This window comes from Psychrobacillus sp. NPDC093200 (assembly GCF_050280345.1).
Classification (GTDB): domain Bacteria; phylum Bacillota; class Bacilli; order Bacillales_A; family Planococcaceae; genus Psychrobacillus; species Psychrobacillus faecigallinarum.
Genome location: NZ_JBNNVC010000005.1, coordinates 74,421 through 97,076 on the forward strand (window position 1 = coordinate 74,421; position 22,656 = coordinate 97,076).

The 22,656-nt window shown below is 37.5% G+C and carries 22 protein-coding genes; 5 read left to right on the top strand and 17 right to left on the bottom strand.

Annotated features, from left to right (window positions below):
- Positions 1-14: 14 nt before the first annotated feature.
- From ACQKNZ_RS17185 to ACQKNZ_RS17215, 7 genes are all read right to left on the bottom strand, one after another.
- Positions 15-1,673 (bottom strand): peptide ABC transporter substrate-binding protein, encoded by a 1,659-nt coding sequence (locus ACQKNZ_RS17185; RefSeq protein WP_427660844.1) that lies wholly within the window; start codon positions 1,671-1,673, stop codon positions 15-17.
- A gap of 57 nt (positions 1,674-1,730) precedes the next feature.
- Positions 1,731-2,855, bottom strand: coding sequence for an ABC transporter ATP-binding protein (locus tag ACQKNZ_RS17190; RefSeq protein ID WP_144540889.1), 1,125 nt, complete (start codon positions 2,853-2,855; stop codon positions 1,731-1,733).
- A gap of 6 nt (positions 2,856-2,861) precedes the next feature.
- Entirely contained in the window at positions 2,862-3,809 is a 948-nt protein-coding gene (locus ACQKNZ_RS17195) for an ABC transporter permease (protein ID WP_427660846.1), read from the bottom strand.
- Complete coding sequence (locus ACQKNZ_RS17200) at positions 3,809-4,744, bottom strand: ABC transporter permease (RefSeq protein ID WP_154312054.1); 936 nt, start codon at positions 4,742-4,744, stop codon at positions 3,809-3,811. The genes ACQKNZ_RS17195 and ACQKNZ_RS17200 overlap by 1 nt, the downstream gene beginning before the upstream one ends.
- Positions 4,745-4,757: 13 nt before the next feature.
- The gene (locus tag ACQKNZ_RS17205) at positions 4,758-5,582 is read right to left on the bottom strand and encodes a M55 family metallopeptidase (protein ID WP_427660848.1); all 825 of its coding nucleotides are present in this window, start codon (positions 5,580-5,582) and stop codon (positions 4,758-4,760) included.
- 210 nt (positions 5,583-5,792) lie between these two features.
- Positions 5,793-6,113 (bottom strand): hypothetical protein, encoded by a 321-nt coding sequence (locus ACQKNZ_RS17210; RefSeq protein WP_427660850.1) that lies wholly within the window; start codon positions 6,111-6,113, stop codon positions 5,793-5,795.
- A gap of 125 nt (positions 6,114-6,238) precedes the next feature.
- Entirely contained in the window at positions 6,239-6,976 is a 738-nt protein-coding gene (locus ACQKNZ_RS17215) for a cyclase family protein (RefSeq protein WP_427660852.1), read from the bottom strand.
- A gap of 394 nt (positions 6,977-7,370) precedes the next feature.
- Here ACQKNZ_RS17215 and ACQKNZ_RS17220 point away from each other — a divergent pair, with 394 nt between their 5' ends.
- The 3 genes from ACQKNZ_RS17220 to ACQKNZ_RS17230 all read left to right on the top strand — a co-directional run bounded on the left by ACQKNZ_RS17220 (position 7,371) and on the right by ACQKNZ_RS17230 (position 11,046).
- On the top strand, positions 7,371-8,861 hold the full coding sequence (locus ACQKNZ_RS17220; RefSeq protein WP_151112010.1) for a glycine betaine uptake BCCT transporter: 1,491 nt from the start codon (positions 7,371-7,373) through the stop codon (positions 8,859-8,861).
- Between the two features lie 107 nt (positions 8,862-8,968).
- Positions 8,969-9,931 (top strand): magnesium/cobalt transporter CorA, encoded by a 963-nt coding sequence (gene corA / locus ACQKNZ_RS17225; protein WP_427660854.1) that lies wholly within the window; start codon positions 8,969-8,971, stop codon positions 9,929-9,931.
- Positions 9,932-9,951: 20 nt separating this feature from the next.
- Positions 9,952-11,046, top strand: coding sequence for an RtcB family protein (locus ACQKNZ_RS17230; protein ID WP_191697376.1), 1,095 nt, complete (start codon positions 9,952-9,954; stop codon positions 11,044-11,046).
- A gap of 61 nt (positions 11,047-11,107) precedes the next feature.
- Here the strand turns inward: ACQKNZ_RS17230 and ACQKNZ_RS17235 are convergent, their stop codons facing one another.
- The 4 genes from ACQKNZ_RS17235 to ACQKNZ_RS17250 all read right to left on the bottom strand — a co-directional run bounded on the left by ACQKNZ_RS17235 (position 11,108) and on the right by ACQKNZ_RS17250 (position 14,297).
- Positions 11,108-11,917, bottom strand: a complete 810-nt coding sequence (locus tag ACQKNZ_RS17235; RefSeq protein WP_427660857.1) for a hypothetical protein — start codon at positions 11,915-11,917, stop codon at positions 11,108-11,110.
- A 468-nt stretch (positions 11,918-12,385) separates the two neighbouring features.
- Positions 12,386-12,760, bottom strand: a complete 375-nt coding sequence (locus tag ACQKNZ_RS17240) for a hypothetical protein (protein WP_151112008.1) — start codon at positions 12,758-12,760, stop codon at positions 12,386-12,388.
- An 18-nt stretch (positions 12,761-12,778) separates the two neighbouring features.
- Positions 12,779-13,282: an acyl-CoA thioesterase gene (locus ACQKNZ_RS17245; protein WP_144540869.1), complete on the bottom strand. Its 504-nt coding sequence runs from the start codon at positions 13,280-13,282 to the stop codon at positions 12,779-12,781.
- Between the two features lie 52 nt (positions 13,283-13,334).
- Positions 13,335-14,297 carry a DUF4003 family protein gene (locus tag ACQKNZ_RS17250; protein ID WP_191697374.1) on the bottom strand — a complete coding sequence of 321 codons (963 nt, stop codon included), beginning with the start codon at positions 14,295-14,297 and terminating at the stop codon, positions 13,335-13,337.
- Between the two features lie 93 nt (positions 14,298-14,390).
- Between ACQKNZ_RS17250 and rluF the strand changes: the two genes are divergently transcribed.
- Positions 14,391-15,095 (top strand): 23S rRNA pseudouridine(2604) synthase RluF, encoded by a 705-nt coding sequence (rluF, locus tag ACQKNZ_RS17255; RefSeq protein ID WP_154312051.1) that lies wholly within the window; start codon positions 14,391-14,393, stop codon positions 15,093-15,095.
- A gap of 45 nt (positions 15,096-15,140) precedes the next feature.
- Here rluF and ACQKNZ_RS17260 read toward each other — a convergent pair whose 3' ends face one another.
- On the bottom strand, positions 15,141-16,682 hold the full coding sequence (locus tag ACQKNZ_RS17260; RefSeq protein ID WP_225216064.1) for a Mur ligase family protein: 1,542 nt from the start codon (positions 16,680-16,682) through the stop codon (positions 15,141-15,143).
- 265 nt (positions 16,683-16,947) lie between these two features.
- A complete protein-coding gene (locus ACQKNZ_RS17265) occupies positions 16,948-17,241 on the bottom strand; it encodes a DUF6509 family protein (protein ID WP_154312049.1) in 294 nt (97 codons plus the stop codon).
- A gap of 96 nt (positions 17,242-17,337) precedes the next feature.
- Between ACQKNZ_RS17265 and ACQKNZ_RS17270 the strand changes: the two genes are divergently transcribed.
- Positions 17,338-17,520 carry a hypothetical protein gene (locus ACQKNZ_RS17270; protein WP_144540072.1) on the top strand — a complete coding sequence of 61 codons (183 nt, stop codon included), beginning with the start codon at positions 17,338-17,340 and terminating at the stop codon, positions 17,518-17,520.
- A gap of 3 nt (positions 17,521-17,523) precedes the next feature.
- Here ACQKNZ_RS17270 and ACQKNZ_RS17275 read toward each other — a convergent pair whose 3' ends face one another.
- The 4 genes from ACQKNZ_RS17275 to ACQKNZ_RS17290 form a co-directional block, all read right to left on the bottom strand.
- A complete protein-coding gene (locus tag ACQKNZ_RS17275; RefSeq protein ID WP_427660861.1) occupies positions 17,524-18,543 on the bottom strand; it encodes a serine hydrolase domain-containing protein in 1,020 nt (339 codons plus the stop codon).
- Positions 18,544-18,566: 23 nt separating this feature from the next.
- Entirely contained in the window at positions 18,567-21,188 is a 2,622-nt protein-coding gene (locus ACQKNZ_RS17280) for a cation-translocating P-type ATPase (RefSeq protein ID WP_427660968.1), read from the bottom strand.
- A 268-nt stretch (positions 21,189-21,456) separates the two neighbouring features.
- The gene (locus ACQKNZ_RS17285) at positions 21,457-22,110 is read right to left on the bottom strand and encodes a glyoxalase (RefSeq protein ID WP_151111998.1); all 654 of its coding nucleotides are present in this window, start codon (positions 22,108-22,110) and stop codon (positions 21,457-21,459) included.
- A 13-nt stretch (positions 22,111-22,123) separates the two neighbouring features.
- Positions 22,124-22,567: an ASCH domain-containing protein gene (locus ACQKNZ_RS17290; RefSeq protein ID WP_151111996.1), complete on the bottom strand. Its 444-nt coding sequence runs from the start codon at positions 22,565-22,567 to the stop codon at positions 22,124-22,126.
- Positions 22,568-22,656: the final 89 nt, after the last annotated feature.

A 22,656-nucleotide genomic window follows, 5' to 3' on the forward strand; every position in this document is an offset into this window, starting at 1 on the left:
GAATAAATCTTTATTTATTCTTTATCTGCCCATTTTAAATCCATGTATCCAACTGGATGTCTAACAATTCCTTTGACATTGGACTTCTCAAGCGTAACTTGGTTGTAATAGTGAATAGGAACAACCGGCATTTCTTCCATAAGGAATTTATCAGCTTGAATCAGCATATCCCAACGTTTTTGCGGGTCTGTTTCATTTTTGATATCCGCTATTAATTTATCAAATTCTGGGTTAGACCAAGTAGTACGGTTCATAGAAGAACCAGTAATAAAGCTTTCTAATGCATTAACAGGGTCTGCATAGTCAAATAAGAACGAAGAGCGTGATAACATATATTTAAACTCTTTTTGTTCTGAAGCAAACACGCTTGCCTCTACATTTTGTAGGGCTATTTCCACTCCAAGAACTTCTTTGAACTTACTTTGAAGTGCTTCTGCAATTTTCTTATGAGTATCACTAGTTGAATAAGTTAAGGTTACTGTTGGAAGTTCATTGTATCCTTCCTCTTTCATACCTTCTTCTAAAAGTGCTTTTGCTTTTTCAGCATCATGTTGAATGAGCTTTCCAGCAGTCTCTCTAAATTCCTTGCCATCTGGACCAATAAATCCGTAAGGAACAAATCCTTCTGCTGCTTTTTCACCATTTTTTGTTACGAATTCTACTATTTCTTGTTGGTCAACAGCCATACCGAACGCCTGGCGAATTTTTTTGTTTGTAAAAGGTTCCATAGAAACGTTGAAACGATAGAAATACAGACCTGCTTGGTCTTCATTTTTTAACTCCGGATCGTTCAACAATTGATCTGCAAGTTCAGATGGTACACCTGAAACGTCTAAATCACCAGTTTTATACATTTGATACTCCGTATTAGAATCATCAATCATTGCCCACTCAACCTTGTCTAGCTTAACAGTATCTGCATCCCAATAGTTCTCATTTTTCTCAAAAGTAAAGCTTACATCGTGATCCCAGCTAGCTAATTTAAATGGACCATTTCCTACAAATGATTCTGCTTCTGTAAACCATTCAGGGTTTTCTGTAGCTGCCTTTTCATTTACAGGGAAGAAGCTTGGATTTGTAATAATATTTAAGAATGCCTCTGTTGGCGCAGCAAGTTTAACTTCAAATACTTTCTCGCTAACTGCTTTAATAGCAACCGCGTCAGCTGCTCCTTCTCCATTATTGTAAGCTTCTGCCCCTTCAATGAAGTAAGCTAAGAATGCTGCTGGAGAAGCAGTTTCAGGATTTAACATATGCAACCAGCCATAAACAAAATCACCTGCTACGACAGGATCTCCATTTGACCATTTTGCATTCTCACGAATTGTAAATGTATATGTTAAACCATCCTCTGATACGTCAATCTTTTCAGCTGTAGCTTCTTCTGCTTGATGGTCCTTATTTAGTCTTACAAGACCTTCCATCAAATTGTTTAATGCGCTCCAAGATACCGCATCAAACCCTACTGATGGATCAAATGACGTAGGTTCGTTACCGTTGTTTAGCTTAAGTACTTTTTCCGTTTCCGCTACAGGTTCTTCTTTTCCTTCACCTTCTGTCTTTGTAGTCGGCTCTGTCTCAGTCGGTGTTTTCCCAGCCTCTTCATTGGCTGTACACGCGCTTAACACAAGAACAAACAAAGCCATAATTAATAATGAAAGCCATTTCTTCATCCTATTTTCCCCCTTTGTTTTCTATATGTGAATGCACTTGCGCGCCCTCATCCTGTTTTACTTTTGTACTTGTAATACTTTTGCTCTCTCATCCTGAAGCCAACAATCTACTGCATGAGCATCTGATAGCTTACTAGTGTATGGATAAACATGATCACACACTTCCATTGCAAATTTGCAACGAGCAGTAAATGGACAGCCAGTTGGTGGAGCGAAAAGATCGGGTGGTGTTCCATCTATTGGTTGTAGCTCCTCCTCCATTAAATCTAACCGTGGAACAGAATTGAGAAGCCCTTGTGTATAGGGGTGCTGTGGAGTGTAAAAAATTTCTCTTTTATCACCTATCTCCACAATTTTACCAGCGTACATTACCGCAATGCGGTCTGCAATTTTTGCCACAACACCCAAATCATGTGTGATTAAAATAATGGAAATATCCGTTTTCCTTTGAATTTCCTCAAAAAGTTCCAATATTTGTGCTTGTATAGTTACGTCTAAAGCGGTCGTTGGCTCATCTGCTATAAGGAGTTCTGGATCACAAATTAAAGCAATTGCAATAACAATACGCTGCCTCATCCCTCCTGAAAATTGGTGAGGATATTGCTTTAACCGTTCTATTGGATTTGGTATGCCTACTAGGTTAAGCATTTCAATTGCCTTTAATTTTGCTTCATGCTTCCCAATTTTTTTATGGGTGCGCAAACCTTCCGTTAACTGCTCACCAATAGTGAGCGTTGGGTTTAACGCAGTCATAGGGTCTTGAAAAATCATAGATATGTCTATACCTTGGATTTTTCTTAGTTCAGATTTGCTGAGCTTTGTTAACGCCTTCCCTTTAAACAAAATACTACCATTCTTAATCCTTCCGGCTGGTTCAGGTATCAATCCCATAATTGCATTAGAGGTGACACTTTTCCCACAACCAGATTCGCCTACGATTGCCAACGTCTCACCCTTGTAAAGATCAAAATTGACCCCTCTTACTGCTTCTACTTCTCCACCATATGTTTTAAAGGAAACTTGTAGGTTATTAACCTGTAAAATTTTCTCGTCTGTAATTTTTTTTCTTTCTTTTTTACCATTCCGACTCACTAGTGAGTCATCAGATTGTAAAGATACTGCTACCTCATCCACTTTCCCTCGAGCAAGTTCCTTTGCATGATCTAATTGATGTTCATTCATCCATTCTTACCTCCTAAGCTTTGGATCAAGGGCATCTTGTAAGCCGTCCCCTAATACGTTAAATGCAAACATCGTCACAGAGATAAAGAATGCAGGGAAAAACAGTCTCCACCAATGACCAGATAAAATTACAGGTAGTGCATCGTTTGCCATTACCCCCCAACTGGCAGCTGGTGCAGATACTCCTAACCCTAAAAAGCTAAGAAATGCTTCGGCGAATATAGCACTCGGAACCGTAAGAGTCATTTGTACTATAATCGGCCCCATTGTGTTTGGTAACAAATTTTTACGAATGATTCTAGAGCTTTTTGCACCAAAGGATTTGGATGCAGTTACAAATTCGTAGTTTTTAATCTGTAAAACTTGGCCCCGTACGATCCTGGCCATACCTACCCAGCCGGTTACAGTTAACGCAACGATAATAGTCGTAAGGCTTGGCCCCATAACTACCATCAATAAAATAACTACCAATAAATGCGGTAGACCATAAAGTACTTCAATGATGCGCATCATTAGCGCATCGGCTCTTCCACCCTTATAACCACTAAAACCACCATAAATTACACCTATAAAGAAGTCGATCAATGCAGCCATTACCCCTACAAATAAGGAAACTCGTGCACCATACCACGTCCTTGTAAAAACATCTCGTCCTGCTTCATCTGTTCCAAACCAGTGCTCTGCCGATGGTCCTTGATTTTGCATTGGATAATTCATCTCATCCATAGAATATGGGGAAAAAATTGGTCCAAAAATAGCAAACAGAGTTAAAAGGATTAAAAAGAAAAGACCACCCATTGCCAGCTTATTTTTCTTTAACCTTCTCCAAGCATCCTTCCAATAGGATAAGGAAGGTCTTACAACGGATTCCGCCTCTCCGTCTGACTTTTCTTTAGGACGGAACCATTCATCCTTTATTTCCACCGGGGATACTATCTCTTGCGTTTTAGTCATTATGCATCCCCCTCTTTACGATGTAATTTAATACGTGGATCTAGTACTCCGTAAACAATATCTACTAAAAAGAGCATAAATACTAAGAATGCGCTATAAAATACTGTAGTTCCCATAATTACGGGATAGTCTCGATTGTTAATGCTTTCCACAAAATATTTTCCCATTCCCGGAATAGCAAAAATGCGTTCGATTACAAAAGTACCTGTCAAAATACCTGCCAGCATTGTACCCATAATCGTTACAACAGGCATTAAGGCATTCCTTAAGGCATGTCGAAAAACAATTCTAGCTGGTGAAAGTCCTTTAGCTCTAGCCATTTTGATATAATCCTGTGTTAACACTTCTAGCATGCTGGAACGCGTTAAACGAGCAATAATTGCTGTAGGACCTGTGGCTAATGCTAGAGTTGGAAGAATCATATGCAACGGACTACTCCAAGTAGCTGGAGGCAACAGTTCCCAATTTACCGCCACCTGTTGAATCAACAAAGTGGCCAAAACAAAGTTAGGAACTGATATACCAATAACAGCAAAGGTCATTGCTAAATAATCAATAATACCGTTATGCCGGAGGGCTGCCAATGTACCTAAAAGAACACCTGACAATAATGCAACTAAAATAGTCGACATACCCAGTTCAAAGGAAATTGGAAATCCCCTTGCCAACAGTTCGTTTACCGATTCATTTGGTTTCTTAATGGATGGTCCAAAATCAAACGTTACAATCGATTTTAAATAGTTTAAATACTGCACATACATCGGTTGATCTAGCTTATAAAACTTTTCTAAGTTTGCTTGAATAGTAGGATTAGAAGTTCTTTCTCCATCAAATGGAGAGCCCGGTATCGTGTGCATTAATGCAAATGTTAGAGTTGCAATGATGAGGATTGTTGCAATCATCATTAAAAAACGCTTAATAATATACTTTGTCACGGAAGGCTTCCTCCTAACAGAATTTGGTTTGCATTGCTAGCTCTACCATGACAAGCATTGCACGATATGCTTCTAGAATGTCTTTTGCTTCAAATTTTACAATTGTTGTTCCTTCTATGATTTCACATCCTGGCATTAGTGCTGCCCACTCCGCTTGTCCATAATTAGTAAATTCAATTTTTAAAACAGGTTGTTCTGGTGGTATAAGTGGTAGTATTTCATCTCTTTTCTTAATAGCCTCTGCCACTTTTTCTTTAAGAAGAGCTTGCGACTTTTGAGGGTGTAGGGTTTTAACAGCAGACCTAGATATAGATTGTTTTACCGCAGCTGTTATAATACCTGGAATGAGAGCCACCGCCTCTCTACAAGCTCCGTCATCTCCAGCAACCATAATGACAGGAACTCCATAATAACCAGCCACGTATGCATTAAGACCAAGCTCTCCTATCACTACATCATTGATGTACATATTTCGAACTCCAAAAATCATAGAATGACTCATGACACCTGGTTGTCCAGCTCTAGAATGGTATCCAGCAAAAACTGCTCCTATGTAGCTTTCATCTAAAGATTGAACCATAGAATATGGCTTTAAATCTCCGGTTATCAAAGATGCCTCTGGATGTAACTCCTCCACTAAAAGATTATTCATTTTGGAATGACTATCATTAACCAGTACCTCTTTAACACCTGTAGAAAGAGCCCCTTCTACAATAGCATTGGCTTCCTGTGTCATTATTCGTCTCGCTCTTTCGTAATTATGCTTGTTCGATTCCACAAATGTGTAATCCGGCAGGCCTGTTATGCCCTCCATATCAACTGATATAAATAACTTCATCTCTTCTTCCCCCAACCTTCAACTCTATTTTTCTATTGGTAAACATCACTTTATCAAAATATACGGAAAATTACAACATCTCGTTTTTGCTATCAATTGGCGGATTTATATAAAATAAAAAAGCAAATGCACCTCATATTAAGGGCATTTGCAATATTCGATAAATATAGACACTAAGCTGGTTAAGTCGACGCTACACTTCTATAGCTTTTAACGGAATCTAGAGAAAAATCCTCGATGGGATCCCCCTTGGGATGGGTTGTTAACAGGGTATGCTTGTTGAACTCCTGGTACTACTACGGTTTCATTTGACTCTGTAACGAAATATTGAGGAACATTTACGATGTGCTCTCTATTGACATTTACAATCGGTTGAATGACTGGCTGCATTCTTGGTACGAAAGAGTCACAAACACGATATTGTGGTGGACAAACAATCGGTTCCGCTGCTGGTAATTGTCGTCGGCAACCACATGATTGACCCCAACCTTTTGTTTGGCCGCACGAATGACACATATGGTGATTATTCATTATTTTCACCTCCTCTTGCACTTATACTAATAGATGCAAGAAAGTGGCAGACAACCTAGACAAACACCTCAATGCCCAATAAAAAAAGAATGCCTTTTTTTAAAGACATTCTTTTTTTACTATGCTTAAGGTAAAATGGCAAAGGACCTTACGGGAAATCCAGATGCTTTTTCAGGTTTTGGTATTATATTAAAAATTACTGAACCTTTGGCAGGGATCTTATCCAAGTTCGTTAACAGTTCGATTTGATATGTATCCCGTTCTAGCACGTAGTATTCTCCTAGTAATGTTCCGTTTCTTTGATAATCAATTGCCGAGTCAGTGTCAAATGTTTCATGACCAATAGCTTTAATTTTTCTTTGCTCAAACAAAAATTTTAATGCTTCTATTCCCCATCCTGGAGCTCGATTATTCCCCTCCATATCCTTATTATTAAACGCTTCTACATCTGGCCAGCGCTTGCTCCAATCTGTTCTAAGCGCTACAAACGCACCCTCTTCAATTTCCCCATGCTCTTCTTCAAACGATATAATATCTTCTTTTGTTAAAGTATAATTATTGTCCTCCTTCGCTTCCTTAGACTTGTCAATTACCACTAAAGGAAGGACCAGTTCTTTTAATTCTAGTTCCTCTAAATAACGAGTGTCTCTTACAAAGTGAATTGGAGCATCAATATGTGTTCCATACTGACCTGCAAATGTAAAAGCTTGGGCAAAAAAACCGTCATCATGGTTAAACAATGTTTTTATTTCTGCAGCATCAAATGCTGAAAAATGTGGGGAGTTGGGACCGAAAGTATGTGTAAGATCTACCCATTGTTTTTCTTTTAATACTTTTAAAGCCTGCAGCAGTTCTAATGACATTTGTTCATTTCTCCTTTATGTAAGATTGTTGAAACAAAACTACACCCCTATTTAAATAAGAAGAGGTTTACACATCCATGTTATAATCTCGCTTCTTCTTTAAGACCTATGACCCCTAGAATTTAGCAATATGTAGGCTTTTTATAACTATTAATATATATTGGTTAAAATTAGATTAAATTTAATCAGCTAAGCTGTCAATAAAATAGTTATTTTATTCAAATAATTTAAACTTTTTATATTTCATACAAAATAACTAGTTTAAATGTTTAATTATATTAAAAAATGGCTATAAATATAAACAATACGATGATTTTGGGTATATGGGTTGATTAAACAACTTTATCTTAGTATAGTATTACACTTAACTTAGTTGATTTTAAAAGGAGGAAACATGAAGAATATTTCAAAAGTATTTTATATTACAATAGGCCTTATCATTTTGGCCGTCGGGTATGGAGCCCTAGCTCCCGAGAGTTTTGAGGCTATTACTACTCGTGCTAAAACATTTGTTTCCACAACATTTGGTTGGTATTACATGCTACTCATGTCCGTTATGGTATTAATTAGCATCTTTTTTATCTTCAGTCCCTACGGGAAAATACGATTAGGGAAGGATACCGATCGACCAGATTTCAGTTTAATATCTTGGCTTGCCATGCTATTTTCAGCAGGTATGGGAATCGGACTTGTCTTCTACGGAGCAGCTGAACCTCTATCTCACTTCGCAACTAGTCCTGCCACTGAAGATCCTAATACTAATGCTGCATTTAAAGAAGCCTTACGACAATCCTTTTTCCATTGGGGATTCCATGTATGGGCTATGTATGGAGTAGTTGCCTTATCTCTTGCTTACTTCCAGTTCCGCAAAGGGGAACCGGGATTAATTTCATCAACGCTGAAGCCAATCTTCGGCAAAAAAATGGAAGGTCCTTGGGGCGTCCTTGTCGATGTGCTAGCTGTTTTTGCTACAGCATTTGGAGTAGCAACTTCCCTTGGCTTCGGCGCTGTTCAAATTAACGGAGGTCTTAACTATTTATTTGGTGTTGAAATGGGCATCTTCTCACAATTTGTCATTATTGCGGTTGTTACTGTCTTATTCATAGGATCTGCATGGTCTGGCCTAAGTAAGGGCATTAAATATCTTTCCAATCTTAACTTAGTCCTAGCTATTGCTCTTTTAGTTTTTGTAATTGTTTTAGGACCAACCTTACTAATCTTGAACATGTTCACGGATTCATTTGGTGGTTACTTATCAAATATTGTTCAAATGAGCTTCAGTACTGCTCCACTAGATTCTTCCAACAGAGAATGGTTAGATATGTGGACAATATTCTACTGGGCTTGGTGGATTTCGTGGGCACCATTTGTTAGTATGTTCATTGCCCGCGTTTCTAAAGGAAGAACCATTCGTGAATTTATGCTCGGAGTACTAGTCGTACCCACTCTTTTGAGCGCCATTTGGTTCTCATCTTTTGGTACAACAGCGATTGATTTACAAAAGAAAGGCCTTGCAGATTTAGCAAGTCTTCCGACAGAATTGACTATTTTTGAAATGTTTAATACAATGCCATTCTCTTTAATCATTTCTCTATTTGCAATTTTGTTAATCGCATCTTTCTTTATCACATCTGCAGACTCTGCAACATTTGTTCTCGGTATGCAGTCGACCAATGGTTCACTAACGCCACCTAATAGCGTTAAACTTACATGGGGCGTTATTCAATCGACCGTTGCACTTATTTTATTGTCGGTTAATGGACTCACCGCCTTACAAAACACTATCATTATAGCGGCTCTGCCATTTTCTTTCATAATGATACTTATGATCATATCACTATTTAAATCACTAAATGATGAAGCTAAGTTAATAAAGAAAAAATAAACAAAAAAAATGCCAGGATTATTCCTTGGCATTTTTTGTTTTAATTTATTTTTTAAGGGATATTATGAGATAATATACAAAGAACTGGTTGAAAGTGTGGTTTACTCATGATAAAGACGATAGGTAGAACAACTAGCCAAGAAATAATTTTGGATTTTCCATTAGAATACATACAAACGAATCAACTAGAATGGTATTGGGTCGATATTGGCGAGCCTACCAAGGAAGAAGAGAAGCTCTTAAGTACTTTCTTCCACTTTCACCCTCTCGCTATTGAAGACTGTTTATTAATGCTTCAACGTCCAAAAATGGATCACTATGAGCAACACGAATTTTTTGTCCTTCATACCTTTAATGAGAAACTGATGGAGGCAGAGGAGTTAAATTTATTCGTTGGTAAGGACTTTGTAGTTACTTTTCATTTCCCACCGATGAGAGAGTTAAATGATGCGAGAGAGCGTATTAAGCTATATTCTAATGGTTGGGATAGAGGAACCATGCTCGTCACTTATAATATTGTGGATAAAGTGGTAGACACTTACTTTCCAATTGTTTACCATATCGAAGATTATTTGAATGAAGTAGATGATAAGTTATCAATGGATATGAATCACTTGTCTATGGATCAGGTATTTGACCTACGTAGTGACTTATTGCGTTTACGAAGAACCATCATTCCTATGCGAGATCTGCTATACCGGGTGATGTATTCAGAACGCATTAATTTAAATCAGATGGAACGGGCATATTTCGATGACATTTATGATCATCTTCTAAAACTAACAGAGATGGTAGAAGCAAATCGAGAGCTAACCGCAGATATAAGGGATAGCTATGATTCGATCAATGCTAGTCGGATGAATCGAATTATGATGATACTAACCATTGTATCTACTGTATTCATCCCTTTAACGTTTATCGTCGGAGTGTATGGCATGAACTTTTCCAATATGCCTGAATTGGAGTGGAAGTATGGTTACTTTACCGTGGTTGCTTTAATGATAGTTATTGCGACTGGAATGATTGCTTGGTTCAAATACAAGGGCTGGTTTAATCTGTTTAGAAATTAAAAATTATTTGAGGTGATTGCGTGATTGAAATTAAAGGTACACATAATAATGCGGTGGTTTATACGGATACAATAGAAGACACAGCCAAATCTCAGGTAGAGCAGCTTTGTAGTCTACCCTTTCTCCAAGATACTAAAATTAGAATGATGCCCGATTTACATGCCGGAAAAGGTTGCACAGTGGGCACTACTATGACTATTACCGATAAAGTGGTTCCAAACTTTGTAGGCGTCGATTTAGGCTGTGGAATGATATGTGCAAAGCTCGATACAACGAAAGAAAAAGTGGATTTTGCAAAGCTCGATAAGACTATTAAAAAAAATGTACCGAGCGGAACTCGCATTCGACAAAAAGAGCATCGAAATACTATAGAAATTCCTTTTGAAGAGGTATCTGCTCCTATCAATGAGCAACGCGCACGGCTGAGTCTTGGTACACTTGGAGGAGGCAACCACTTTATAGAACTCAATGAAGGCGAAGACGGTAGTATCTATCTAGTGATTCACTCTGGAAGCAGAAACTTAGGAAAACAGATTGCTGAGCATTATCAACAAGTAGCATCTGATGCTTTAGGTAATAGCGTATCAAGGGACCTTGCTTATGTAGAGGGAGACAATATGAAGGATTATTTATACGATCTTTCTATTGCCCAGAAGTACGCGGCTTTTAACCGCAAAACAATGGTTGACGTTATTTGTAGAGGGATGAATTGGAGTGTCCAATCCGAGTTTGACACCATTCATAACTATATTGATTTAGACAACATGATTTTGCGAAAGGGAGCAATATCTGCACAGAATGGTGAAATAGTTATTATTCCAATGAATATGCGCGATGGTTCACTTATCTGTCGTGGAAAGGGAAATCCCGAATGGAATTATTCTGGCCCCCATGGAGCAGGTCGCCTCATGAGTAGGTCTCAAGCAAGAAAACAAGTAGCTTTGGAGGACTTCCAAGCTTCTATGGAAGGAATTTGGAGCACCTCTGTCGTTTCAAGCACTGTAGACGAGTCTCCTTTTGCATATAAGGCTATGAAGGATATCCTTGCGCATATTGATGAAACCGTAGATGTATTGGAAGTTATTAAACCGATTTATAACTATAAGGCGCACTAAGAACGCCAGAGAGGTTGATCATGATAATTTCATGTTCAACCTCTCTTTTTACTTATGGCCATCAAGACTGGTTTGCTGTCCAATAATAGAACAAAGCAGTAAAGGTTAGCTTTTCTATATTTGAAAGTCCTTCTGCAAGTGAAACATGAACATTCATCCCTTGTAGCTCAAAAGCCGGGTGGGTAGCATAAGGAAACATACCAAAACGATAGGATGCTAATCTTTTGCCATTAAAGTCGTTTATATCTATATCTCCATACATACTTTTTGCTTCCATTTGATGTGTTTTTTCACGATTTGAATCAAACACAATTGCTCTGTTTTTTACTGAAAAAATTGGAAGTACTGCCGTTGAAAGATGTACTTGGTTATGATCATATACTTCTATTTGCATAAATTTGAGTTTGTTCGCAATAGTAAACTTGCTAACCAATTGACCGTCCATCGTTACAACATCATAAGTAACCGGTAATAACATTCCCTTTCGGATAAATGGAAATGCATTAAGCCTTCTTACAACTGGCTGCTCCTCCGTAGGACTGATGCTATAAAGTCTCTCACCAGTATGAGACACTAAATAGCTCCTCGGAATAATGGAAACATCGCTTTGGTAGTTTAATTCCTTTAATGGAAATTCGGAAGAAAATTGTTGTGTATTTGTCTTTTGCTCTATTGGTAATTTGTTGGCTGCTTGCTGGAACATGAAGGCTACGCTAAATAATATAATTAGTGTCCACCCCATCGTTATATGCAGTTCAAAATCCTTTAATAGGGAGTCTCTAAAGATTATAACTAACGATATGTACATGACTAAACCAATTAGGCATCCCATTTTGGCATATTGGGCGGTACGTTCGTATATGTGCTTCATCTTAATCACCTCTATTATTTTACGATAATCTCTTTAAATAGTTTCAAGAAAAGCGCAAGCGTCCTTTAAGTTCAAAACAGTGAGGACAGACTTATTCTCTATCATTATCATAAAAATTTTGGAGATGATGGTCTTTTACCCTCCTAACACCGCATTTAGTAGCTTCTGGTGTATCTAACTATTGTCTATTATAAAAAACCGTTCTCTTAAAAAGCTTTTCTACTTTATCCATTTTATACACATGAAATCACTTTGTTGATTGTAGCGGCAGGCGGCGACTCCAGCGGGATGAGTGAGACAGATAAGACTTCACAACGACGCGCAAGCGACGGTGATGGCTTATCGCTCACCCCGCGGAACGCGTCCGCCTAAAGTGGAGATCAACCATTTATTATTCAAAATGAATTTTATATTCTTCCTTACCATTCAAAAACCCCTCCAGAAAAATTATATCCTGGAGGGGTTTTACTAATGCTCTAGAGCACGTTTAAATAATTTTTTTAGGAATTGCCAGAGGACATAAAGACCGATCGCTAAAAACAAGACGAGTAGTATTGTTTCTACTGCTGAAGGTAGACTAAATGGCTCTATAAAAATTTGAAGCAACACCAACAAATATACAATACCTGCAATTCCTGCAATAATAACAACTCCCATTATCGCAAGCTGTGAGTAGGAGAGCTGTTTTATCTGGTGACGATGTATGAATAATTCTAATACGATTACCAGTAGAATGACGGTAAATGTAATAGTTACCTCATGTAAGTAGATGGAATTTATTAAATAGATAGCAAGAAATAAAATCATTAGGTACTTATAATTTTCATCGACTAGCTTTAGCATACAGCCACCCACCTGCTCTTAGTATTTCATATTTAATCGTTGTCTTCGATGCTCACGTCTTGCTGGACCCGTTTCGTATAAACGTTTTTCATCTTCCGTTTCAGGATGTATGCCTGGCACCGGAACTGGTTTACCTTCTTCATCTACAGCTACCATTGTTACAAATGACTCCGTTGTCAGCTTCTCTGCACCTGTCAGGAGGTTCATGGAAGTCACTCGTACATACACCTCCATGGAAGTGCGTCCTGTCGAAGATACAATTGCATCTAGTTCAATTACATCTCCAACTTTCGCTGAAGATAAAAAGTCTACTGAGTCAATAGAAGCAGTAACTACAGCACCTTTTGCATGCTTCATAGCGGTGATTGCTGCTATTTCGTCTATAAACGCCAAAACTTTTCCACCAAATATTGTTTCATGGTGGTTAGTGTCTGGAGGTAAGATTAAATGGGTTTGGATGGTTCTTGATTGACTCATTGGATTTGTATTCACAATAATCTCTCCTTGATGATTAACTTCCATAAGATCTTAAGTATTACTTAAAATCTTATTAACTTAGTATAACATTTCTTGTTTAATTTGAGTTGGATGAAGACGCGATACTGGTAGCTGCAATGGAAGAAATCATCATTGCCTGTTGCGCTTGAATAAGCATTTCAAGAGAAGTAGCCATGGATATAGCGGCTGTTTCATACACATTCTTCGAAGATTTCAAGGACAAACCAAATGCAATAGGGAGTGCGGATTCCTTATACCAAGAGAATAGCTTCATACTAGTCAATGCTCTATAAGATTCTACAATGTCCATGAGCTCACTTTCGTTCAATTTTAATGCAGCCATAAAACCGATTATTGGATACTGTGGAGTAGAGACTTTAATCTTTACACTTTTCATTCCATCTCTAATAACTACGACCCTTGACACCGCTTCTGGATCGAAATGTAAATTCGTATATGTTAGAACCTGGGACATCCACTGCAATTCATTTCCAGGGTAGAATTTATGATTTTTTAACTCCTCATAGTATCTATTCATCGTTTCTGCGCGTACAGCAGTATCCCCTTCCAGCTTACCTAGGAACATAGCGTACGGGTAATCATCACTAGCTGTCAAAAAGCGATGATGGACTTTCATAGCTGCCATCAGATCTTTTGCTCGACTAATCTCATAATCCCATTGTTCTTTTTCATCCGACATCATTAAGGCAGCGAGATATGAGTAATTGTTCATCTTAAACGAATTTTTCTTTAGTTCCTCGACTTTTACTAGCAACAGATCTACCGCTTCCTCTGGCTCTAATCCACTAACATCCAGTGTTGCAGTAAATAGTGGCTGTAGCTGCGAACGTAAAGGAGAGAACATACTCACTCGTTTCTTAATAATTTCGGATATTTCCTTGAACCTTTTCTTATCGATTTCCTTATCCAATGCCGCGTAATATCCTGCAAGGGACAATATTATTCTTTTGTCTATACTCCACCCCAAAAGCTCTTTCAGTTCATTATAAGTTGCCTCTATTTTTTGTACATCTAACAATTTCCTCACTCCTTTACTTTTTTACTGTTTAATATCCATAAAGGTTTCACTAATTTGTTATACTATTACCACTAAGAAAAGTAGGTGTTGAATATGCGTATTAATAAATACTTAAGTGAGTCTGGGATAGTATCAAGACGTGGAGCGGATAAGTGGATTGCAGATGGCAAAGTAACTATTAACGGGAAATTGGCCGAACTCGGTAGCCAAGTGGAGGACGGTGATGATGTCCGAGTCGACGGTAAGCCGGTGGTTGTCGAACAGCCTCTAGTATATCTCGTTTTAAATAAACCCGTTGGAATCACAAGTACAACGGAACGCCACATAAAAGGAAATATTGTAGACTTTGTTAACCACCCTCTTCGCATCTTTCATATTGGACGTTTAGATAAGGATTCAGATGGTCTGATTTTGTTAACAAACGATGGAGATATAGTAAATGAAATATTACGTTCAGAAAACAAACATGAAAAAGAGTATATCGTTACAGTTAACGAAAAAATTACTGATACATTCATTGAAAAAATGGCTTCAGGAGTAAATATTCTTGGGACTAAAACATTGCCGTGTAAAGTTAGAAAGATGGGTCCTAACACATTTAATATTATATTGACTCAAGGTTTGAATCGGCAGATTAGAAGAATGTGCTCTGCACTAGGATTTACCGTAAAGAGACTTCAACGTGTGCGTATAATGAATATCTCGATTGAAGGACTTACCATTGGAGAATGGCGTGAACTGACAGAGCAGGAACGAAAAGAATTATTTGCCCAATTAAATTACGCCCCAAAACGATAGTATTAGAAAAGCAGTCCTACATTTAATGTATGGACTGCTTTTAAATTAGGAATTACCAGCTACACGTTTTTCTAATGGCTGATATAATTTCTTTTTATCTACATCTGGTAGGATGGTTTCTAACTGTTCCAGTGCAATTTTTGCACCGTAGTCCATTCCCTGACAGCCACCTAAAAGTACTAAATCTCCTTCGGAAACTTCTCTTAGACTAGAACTGATGGCTTCTGGAAGTTCCTCATATAGACGAACAGTAATACCTGCTTCATCCATTACTTCTTTGAATACGGCAAGCTCTTGGTCGGAAACAACATCCTTTTGGGTAACATGGGAACGACTTAAAGTAGCAATTACCTCATCAATACCTAATCTTGGTGCCCACTTGGCAATTGCCTCCGCATTTTCTCTATTAACAATTACTCCTCTGTCCCCACGAATAGCATAGACGAGGGAAATACGATTAAAATCCATTTTTTCTAACGTGCCAAGTGTTATATCTATATTTCCGCTGTTTGCAAAGTGATCATCGATTATTTTAAAATCGTCTTCAAAAATGATTTCAAAACGTCTCTCCACCCCTACAAACTCAAATAAGCTCTTTTGAATCGTCTTAACAGGAACTCCACATAACAATCCTGCAACAATACTTACCATTGAGTTATAAACAGAATGATATCCAGGTGTAGAAAGTTCAATAGAGAATTGTTGACGAGGAATTACAACATCTTCTGCCACTAAATCTCTTTGAATCTCTACCGTAAATTTCGCTCGTCCAGTTGATAAGTCTAAATCCTTACATATTACATCTGCTGACTGTTCTTCTATTCCAATTGTAATAACTGAAGCTTTCGTTTTATTTACTAGTGAGGCTGAATACGCATCATCCAAATTTAAAATTGCTATTTTGTCTGCACCAGCGTTACGTATTAAACTTGATTTGTGCTCAAAATACTTTTCAAAGGATGAATGTAAATCAATATGCTCTCTACTTATATTATTTAACGTCACTATGTCAAAATCGACACAGCCTACACGATTTAACTCCAATGCAGAGGACGAAACCTCCATTGTAGCGTGAGTTACACCTTCGTCTACCATCTTAGCGTAAAATCTCTGTAAATCGAGAGATTCTGGTGTGGTTAGTTCTGAAGGCTCTGCATAATCACCAATTTTAACTACTACAGTTCCCATTAAACCTGTTTTAAGACCATGATTCTCTAAAATAGCATTAGTCATAAAGGAAGTAGATGTCTTTCCATTAGTAGCGGTAATACCTATTGTTTTAAGCTTACGTGTTGGATGACCGTAGTAAGCAGATGCAAGTGCAGCTAAAGCTTTACGTGCATCCTCCACCTTGTATTGTGGTACTTCTAAAGCGTCTATAAAATCCTCTACTACGAGTGCCACCGCACCATTTTCTACAGCTTGTCCAGCAAATTTATGGCCGTCCGCCTTAAAGCCTTTTATACAAACGAATACTTGTCCTTCCTCCACCTTACGTGAATTATAAGCAAGTCCTGTAATATTAATATTTTTAGCATTTTTGACGTCAATTATAGATAGTTGATTCATCAAATTTGTTAGTTCCATCAAAATAGCCACCTTTTATTTGTAAAATCTTCTCTGTCAATTTTACATCAATTCAAATAAGAAGGAAACTAAAAGGGAAACCAAGATTCCGGAAAAGACGTTACCAAAATAGTCCTTCAATTGAATCAATTTCATAATTGGTGTTTATACGGACAAATAAAACTGTCACCCGCATGCTATTACAATTGGGAAAGTGCCATTTACGAAATTACTTCAACTATAAAAATAAAAAGGCCGTAAGATTTTCTTCTTACGACCTCACTTTTTATTCTACTTCGCTATAATGTTCTACACAAAAAGCAAGCACAACTGACTCTTCACTTTCCTCTAACCCGTAATCTAATACTTTTCCATCTTTACGATCAAGGAAATGATATTGTACAATCTTTGACTCCGTATCTAAAACAGCTAAAATAACTCGTAAGTCTAATGAGCTTGCCTCTTCAAATAATTCGTCGTCCTCCGGAACCTCAAAGCCTAGTAAAAATTCATATCGGTCACCTGCAATAATTCCTGTTGGATCCTTTATCTTTTCAACCTCATAAGATGTTATATTCAAAAAGTCCACCTCCGTCTATAGTTTATCATTTTTACAGAGCATTTTCTTATTTAGTTAGCTATAATAGAGAGATTAAAATAGAGAAGGAGAATCACCATGCTTAATCCAGAAAAAATAATTTATATTCTTGTTCCCGTCTTTCTTCTCCTATTGGTGTTTGGGGATGGACTTAATAATATCGTCTATTCTATCTTATCGTTTCTTTTAGGAATATCGATGCTCTATCTAGCATTTACGCTGTTACGTAAACAACGTGAGGAGCGAAAGAATCGTAAATAAGGATTAAAGCTCTTGTGTTTGCTCAATCACTTTCAGCATAGCAAAAGCACCCTTAGACTTATTGGAGCAGACTGCAAGTTTAATTTGTTGAGCTGGATAGTAGGCTGAATGAAAGCTAACACCTGGGTCATATCCCATCACATGATACTTGTTAATATTGTTCCCACTTTTCTTTATCCATACTCCGTATCCGTAGTAATCATCATCTTGTTCCTGTACATGTGGATAAAGCAAGGCAGATGTGGTTTTCTCACTTAAAAATGTATTATCTAAAAGGGCCTCCCAGAAAAGAACCATATCCGCTGCTGTGATAAATGCTCCGCCATCTGCGCCCCCTTGGACAGGTATAGAATATATATTCGTTTTCCATGTCCCATCTGCTTTGTCTATATAGCCTAAGGCTGTATTTTTAGGTAGTGCATCCATTGCAAAATACCCTGAGCTTTTCATTCCTGCTTTTTCAAATATATTTTTTTCTATATATTGTTGAAAGGACAATCCTGAAGCCTGTTCTATTATTAATCCAAGTAAAATATATCCTGCGTTATTGTAATGAAATCTTTCTCCTGGGTTGAATTTCATCTTCCCTTCCTGAAAAAATGGTAAGAAATCCTCCAGCTTACGCATATGATACATCGGCTTATCTATCCATAGTTCCTCAAAGTCTTCCATAATTTCTTCATCAAAATAGTCTGGTATTCCAGAAGTATGTGTTAGCAGATGATGAATAGTTATTGATTCATCAAAATAAGGGAAATTATAAGACAAGCAATCCTTTAACTTTTGGTCAAAATACAATTTCCCTGCCTCTACTAACTGACTAACAGCTACTGCAGTAAAAATCTTACAGCCTGAAGCAATACCATATCTAGTGTCTGCTATGTTAGACAATTCCTCCGAACGATTGGCATAACCAAAACTACATTCTGCTAGTGTAGACTTCCCTTGTTTTACGAAAATACTTCCTGAAAACTGAGACTCTCTTTGAGCTAAGATAATTTGTTGATCTATTGAGTTCTTCATTTTATTTCCCCCATATGAATCTTCTATTTTTTAACAATCTTCACTACTTCATTTAAAACTAAAGGAAGTAGGCTTAGTCCAATAACAATTAACCAATCTCTAGCTTGTAACGACTGTACACTAAATAATTCAGAGATAGGCCCAACAGAAACAATGACCACCTGCAGTGCCACACCTAACAGTGTGGAATAGACTAACAGTTTGTTTTTAAATAATCCTGCTTTAAAAACGGATTGGTTCATAGAACGAAAGTTAAAAGAATGAATAAGCTGAGAAAAGCTTAAAGTGATAAATGCCATGGTTTGAGCATGTGTAAGCAATTCCTCCGAGACATTACTTGTGACTCCTTTTAGACCAATTAAGAAGGCTGCTAAAGTAATAATTCCTATTAAAAGTCCGTTCACTAATAAGAACGGAAGCATCCCGTGAAATAATTGTTCCTTTTTAGGTCTTGGCTTTTCCTTCATCACTCCTGGTTCCTCAGGATCCATACCAAGAGCTAGAGCTGGGAAAGTATCCGTTACTAAGTTTACCCATAAAATATGGATAGAACGTAGTGGTGTCGGCCAGCCGGCAATAATTGCAAAAAACAATGCAATAATTTCCCCTAAATTACAGGACAATAAGAAAATAATGGACTTTTTAATATTTTTATAAATATTTCGTCCTTCTTCAACTGCCTTAACAATGGAGGCAAAATTGTCGTCCGTTAGTACCATGTCTGAGGCACCTTTTGCAACATCCGTTCCAGTAATCCCCATAGCCACTCCTATATCGGCCTCTTTTAAGGATGGTGCATCATTCACTCCATCACCCGTCATCGAAACAGTGTTACCTGCTGCCTTCATCGCTTGCACAATTTTAACCTTATGTTCTGGAGAAACTCGTGCAAATACATTAATCTTCTTACATGTCTCTATTAGTTTCTCTTGCTCTAAGGAGTCTAACTCTATTCCTTCCATGACCTCAGAATCTGATGAAGCTATTCCAAGATCCTTTGCAATAGCAAATGCTGTGTCTTTATGATCTCCCGTAATCATTACTGTGCGAATACCTGCACTTTTACAAAGAGCAATTGAGTCCTTTACCTCTAACCTTGGAGGATCAATCATACCTACGAACCCTACGAAAATCAGGTCCTTTTCTGCCTGTTCAACAGCTACATCATTTTCCAACTTGTATGCTGCTGCCAGCACTCGAAGTGCTGAGCTAGACATAGAATGGGGGGCATTTAAAATACTTTTTTTATCCGCCTCTGTTAATGTTTTAACTTCTCCATTCATCCAGATTCTATTACAACGACCAAGTAAGCGATCAATTGCCCCTTTTGTCATATAATAGTAGCCATCTTCAGATTTATGGATCGTTGTCATTAGCTTGCGTTCAGAATCAAATGGAATTTCCGCAACTCTTTGAAGCTCAGCCTCTAACAGTGTTTTTTCTAATCCATGATTTACTCCTGCTACAATTAACGCAATTTCTGTTGGATCTCCTGTTTCTGCATCCTTTGTATAAGTAGCATCATTACATAAAACAAAAATTTTCATTAAATGCTCATGTCCAGCACCAGCTCGTCCTAAATCTGCTATCTCTTGAATCTCTCCATTCAAGAAAAATTTAGTTACAGTCATTTTGTTTTGTGTAAGCGTACCTGTTTTGTCAGAACAAATAACGTTAACAGACCCCAAGGCCTCAACGGCTGGGAGTTTACGAATGATTACATTTTGTTTAATCATTCTTTGCACGCCAATTGCCAACACAATTGAAACAATTGCAGGCATCCCCTCTGGAATTGCTGCAACTGCAAGACTGATTGCGATCATGAACATTTCTAGTAAATCTCTTCCTTGAATCATGCCGATTAAAAAGATAAGTAAGGAAATACCTATTGCAGCAAAACCTAGATACTTACCTACCTGTGCTAAGCTTTTTTGTAATGGAGTCTGTTCATCGCCTGTATGTAACATCCCTGCTATTTTACCAATTTGTGTATTCATACCTGTTCCTACTACCACACCTGTTCCCCTACCTGCAGTGACAAGTGTAGACATGAATAACATATTTTTTTGGTCTCCCAGCGGAATAGTCTTTTCCTCCACATTAAGTGTTGTATATGCATCTTTTTCCACTGGAACAGATTCTCCAGTTAATGCCGCTTCCTCTACCTTAAGATTAGCGGATTCAATTAATCGGATATCACACGGTATATACGATCCTGCTCCTACCACCACTATATCCCCAGAGACTACTTCAATGGAGTCAATCTCTTTAGTTTGACCATCTCTTTTCACTACCGCTCTCGGAGTGGACATATTTTTTAGCGCTTCCAATGCTTCCTCTGCTTTTGACTCTTGTATGACTCCAACAATGGCATTGATAATAACTACTATCCCAATAATAATGGCGTCAGTTATTTCTCCTACAAAAGCAGATACAAATGCAGCAATAATAAGAACATAAATAAGCACATTATTAATTTGGGCAAAAATTCTTTCTGGCCATGACTTCCTTTTAGCAGTTGCCAATCGATTTGGACCATTTTTTTCTAACCTTTGCCTGGCTTCCTCGGTTGGTAGTCCACCTTGTACATTCACTTGCAATTCTTTTGCTATCTCTTCAGAAGATTTTTTATACCACATGGATATTCTCTCCTCCTCTTTAAGGATATCTTACCTTAATAAATACATTATAATGTAAAAAATAATAGTTATAGCAGAATTTTTAGAATGCTTTAGAATTTTAAATGTTTTATTTGTGACAATAGAATATAAAGAGGAGTAATTGCAGGGTCTAAATAAAGAACTCATAGATCTTTTGATGAAGAAATATTAAATCTATTTTCCTCTAAAACGACCCTTGAATATATTAAGAAAAAGCGACTGTAACACACAGAAGTGTTATCAGTCGCTTATATTATTCCTCCGATAATTCTCCAGTTTCTAGGACAGTAATGCTTTTGCCATTAGTTAGCTGGATGCTTATTGGGGATGTAACGCTCATTCTTTTAGAGAAATACCATCTGCGCTTTGGGGGAACTAATAATATAAATGTATCCTTTCTGCCTAAGAAATTCAGTTCCTCCGGCTCAATGCTGACATGGCCGGATACAGAAATACCTAACGCTTGAAGCTGTTCGCCGACCTCTTTTACAAAAGGTGTCGTTATACTTACTTCACTTACATTTAGTAAAGATTCAATGGTGAAATCACTCCATTTATCCACATGTCTTCTAGCGATAAACTCAATCACATTCCCTGCCGGGTCCTCAAAGTAAAATGCGTCTGCATCAAACCGAGCATAATAAATGTCTTCCAACCCATCCTCTCTATTTAGCAATACTCTTTCTTTTGCCCATAGCTTAGCAAGTGTGTATTGGTTGCCTGGAATGTTAATGGCAAAATGATATAGCGAAGCGTGTTCTGATTCTTTAAAAACAAGCTTAGACTCACCAATATCCATTTGAAAATAATGGTCTCCTGCTTCGGTAATTTGGAACTCTAATACATTTTCGTAAAAGCCGCGCAGTTCCTGTAACCTGTTTGTATACATTGTTACTATTTTAAACATCCTCGCACCCCTCTTATTTAACGTCTACTAATTCAAAGCGCTCACAAACTAACAATAGATCTTCTTCAAACTTTAAGCCTATTTTGTTTAATTCATCAGTAAAAAAATTTATGTGCGTTTTTTTCCAATAATCATAACTTCTGTCACCTTCACCCTCTGCGTAGGCAAACTCCTTTGAAACCTTATTCATCGGTTCAATACTGACATCAGAAGTTCTTATAATACACACCGGTTCATCCCTTGCATTTAAGATAATACTATAATCACCGACCTTTGGAAGTGGCTCCTTTTCAATCTCATATAGTATATGTGCCGAACAGGTAGCAGATTTCACTTTGTCTACTACAAGTCTTGCTAATGTATCAGCATCATCTCCAAATTGCCAAGCAGATACTTCTGGCTCTTCCTCATTGTCTTTCCAAAAAAAGTTCCAATATTCTCTTGATGCTATATTCATTTTTGCATACCTCTTTTATTTAATATTTCGTTAATTTTAGTATAGGGAAGGATTTTTAAAATTACTATTGATATTTTTGCCCGTTCTCT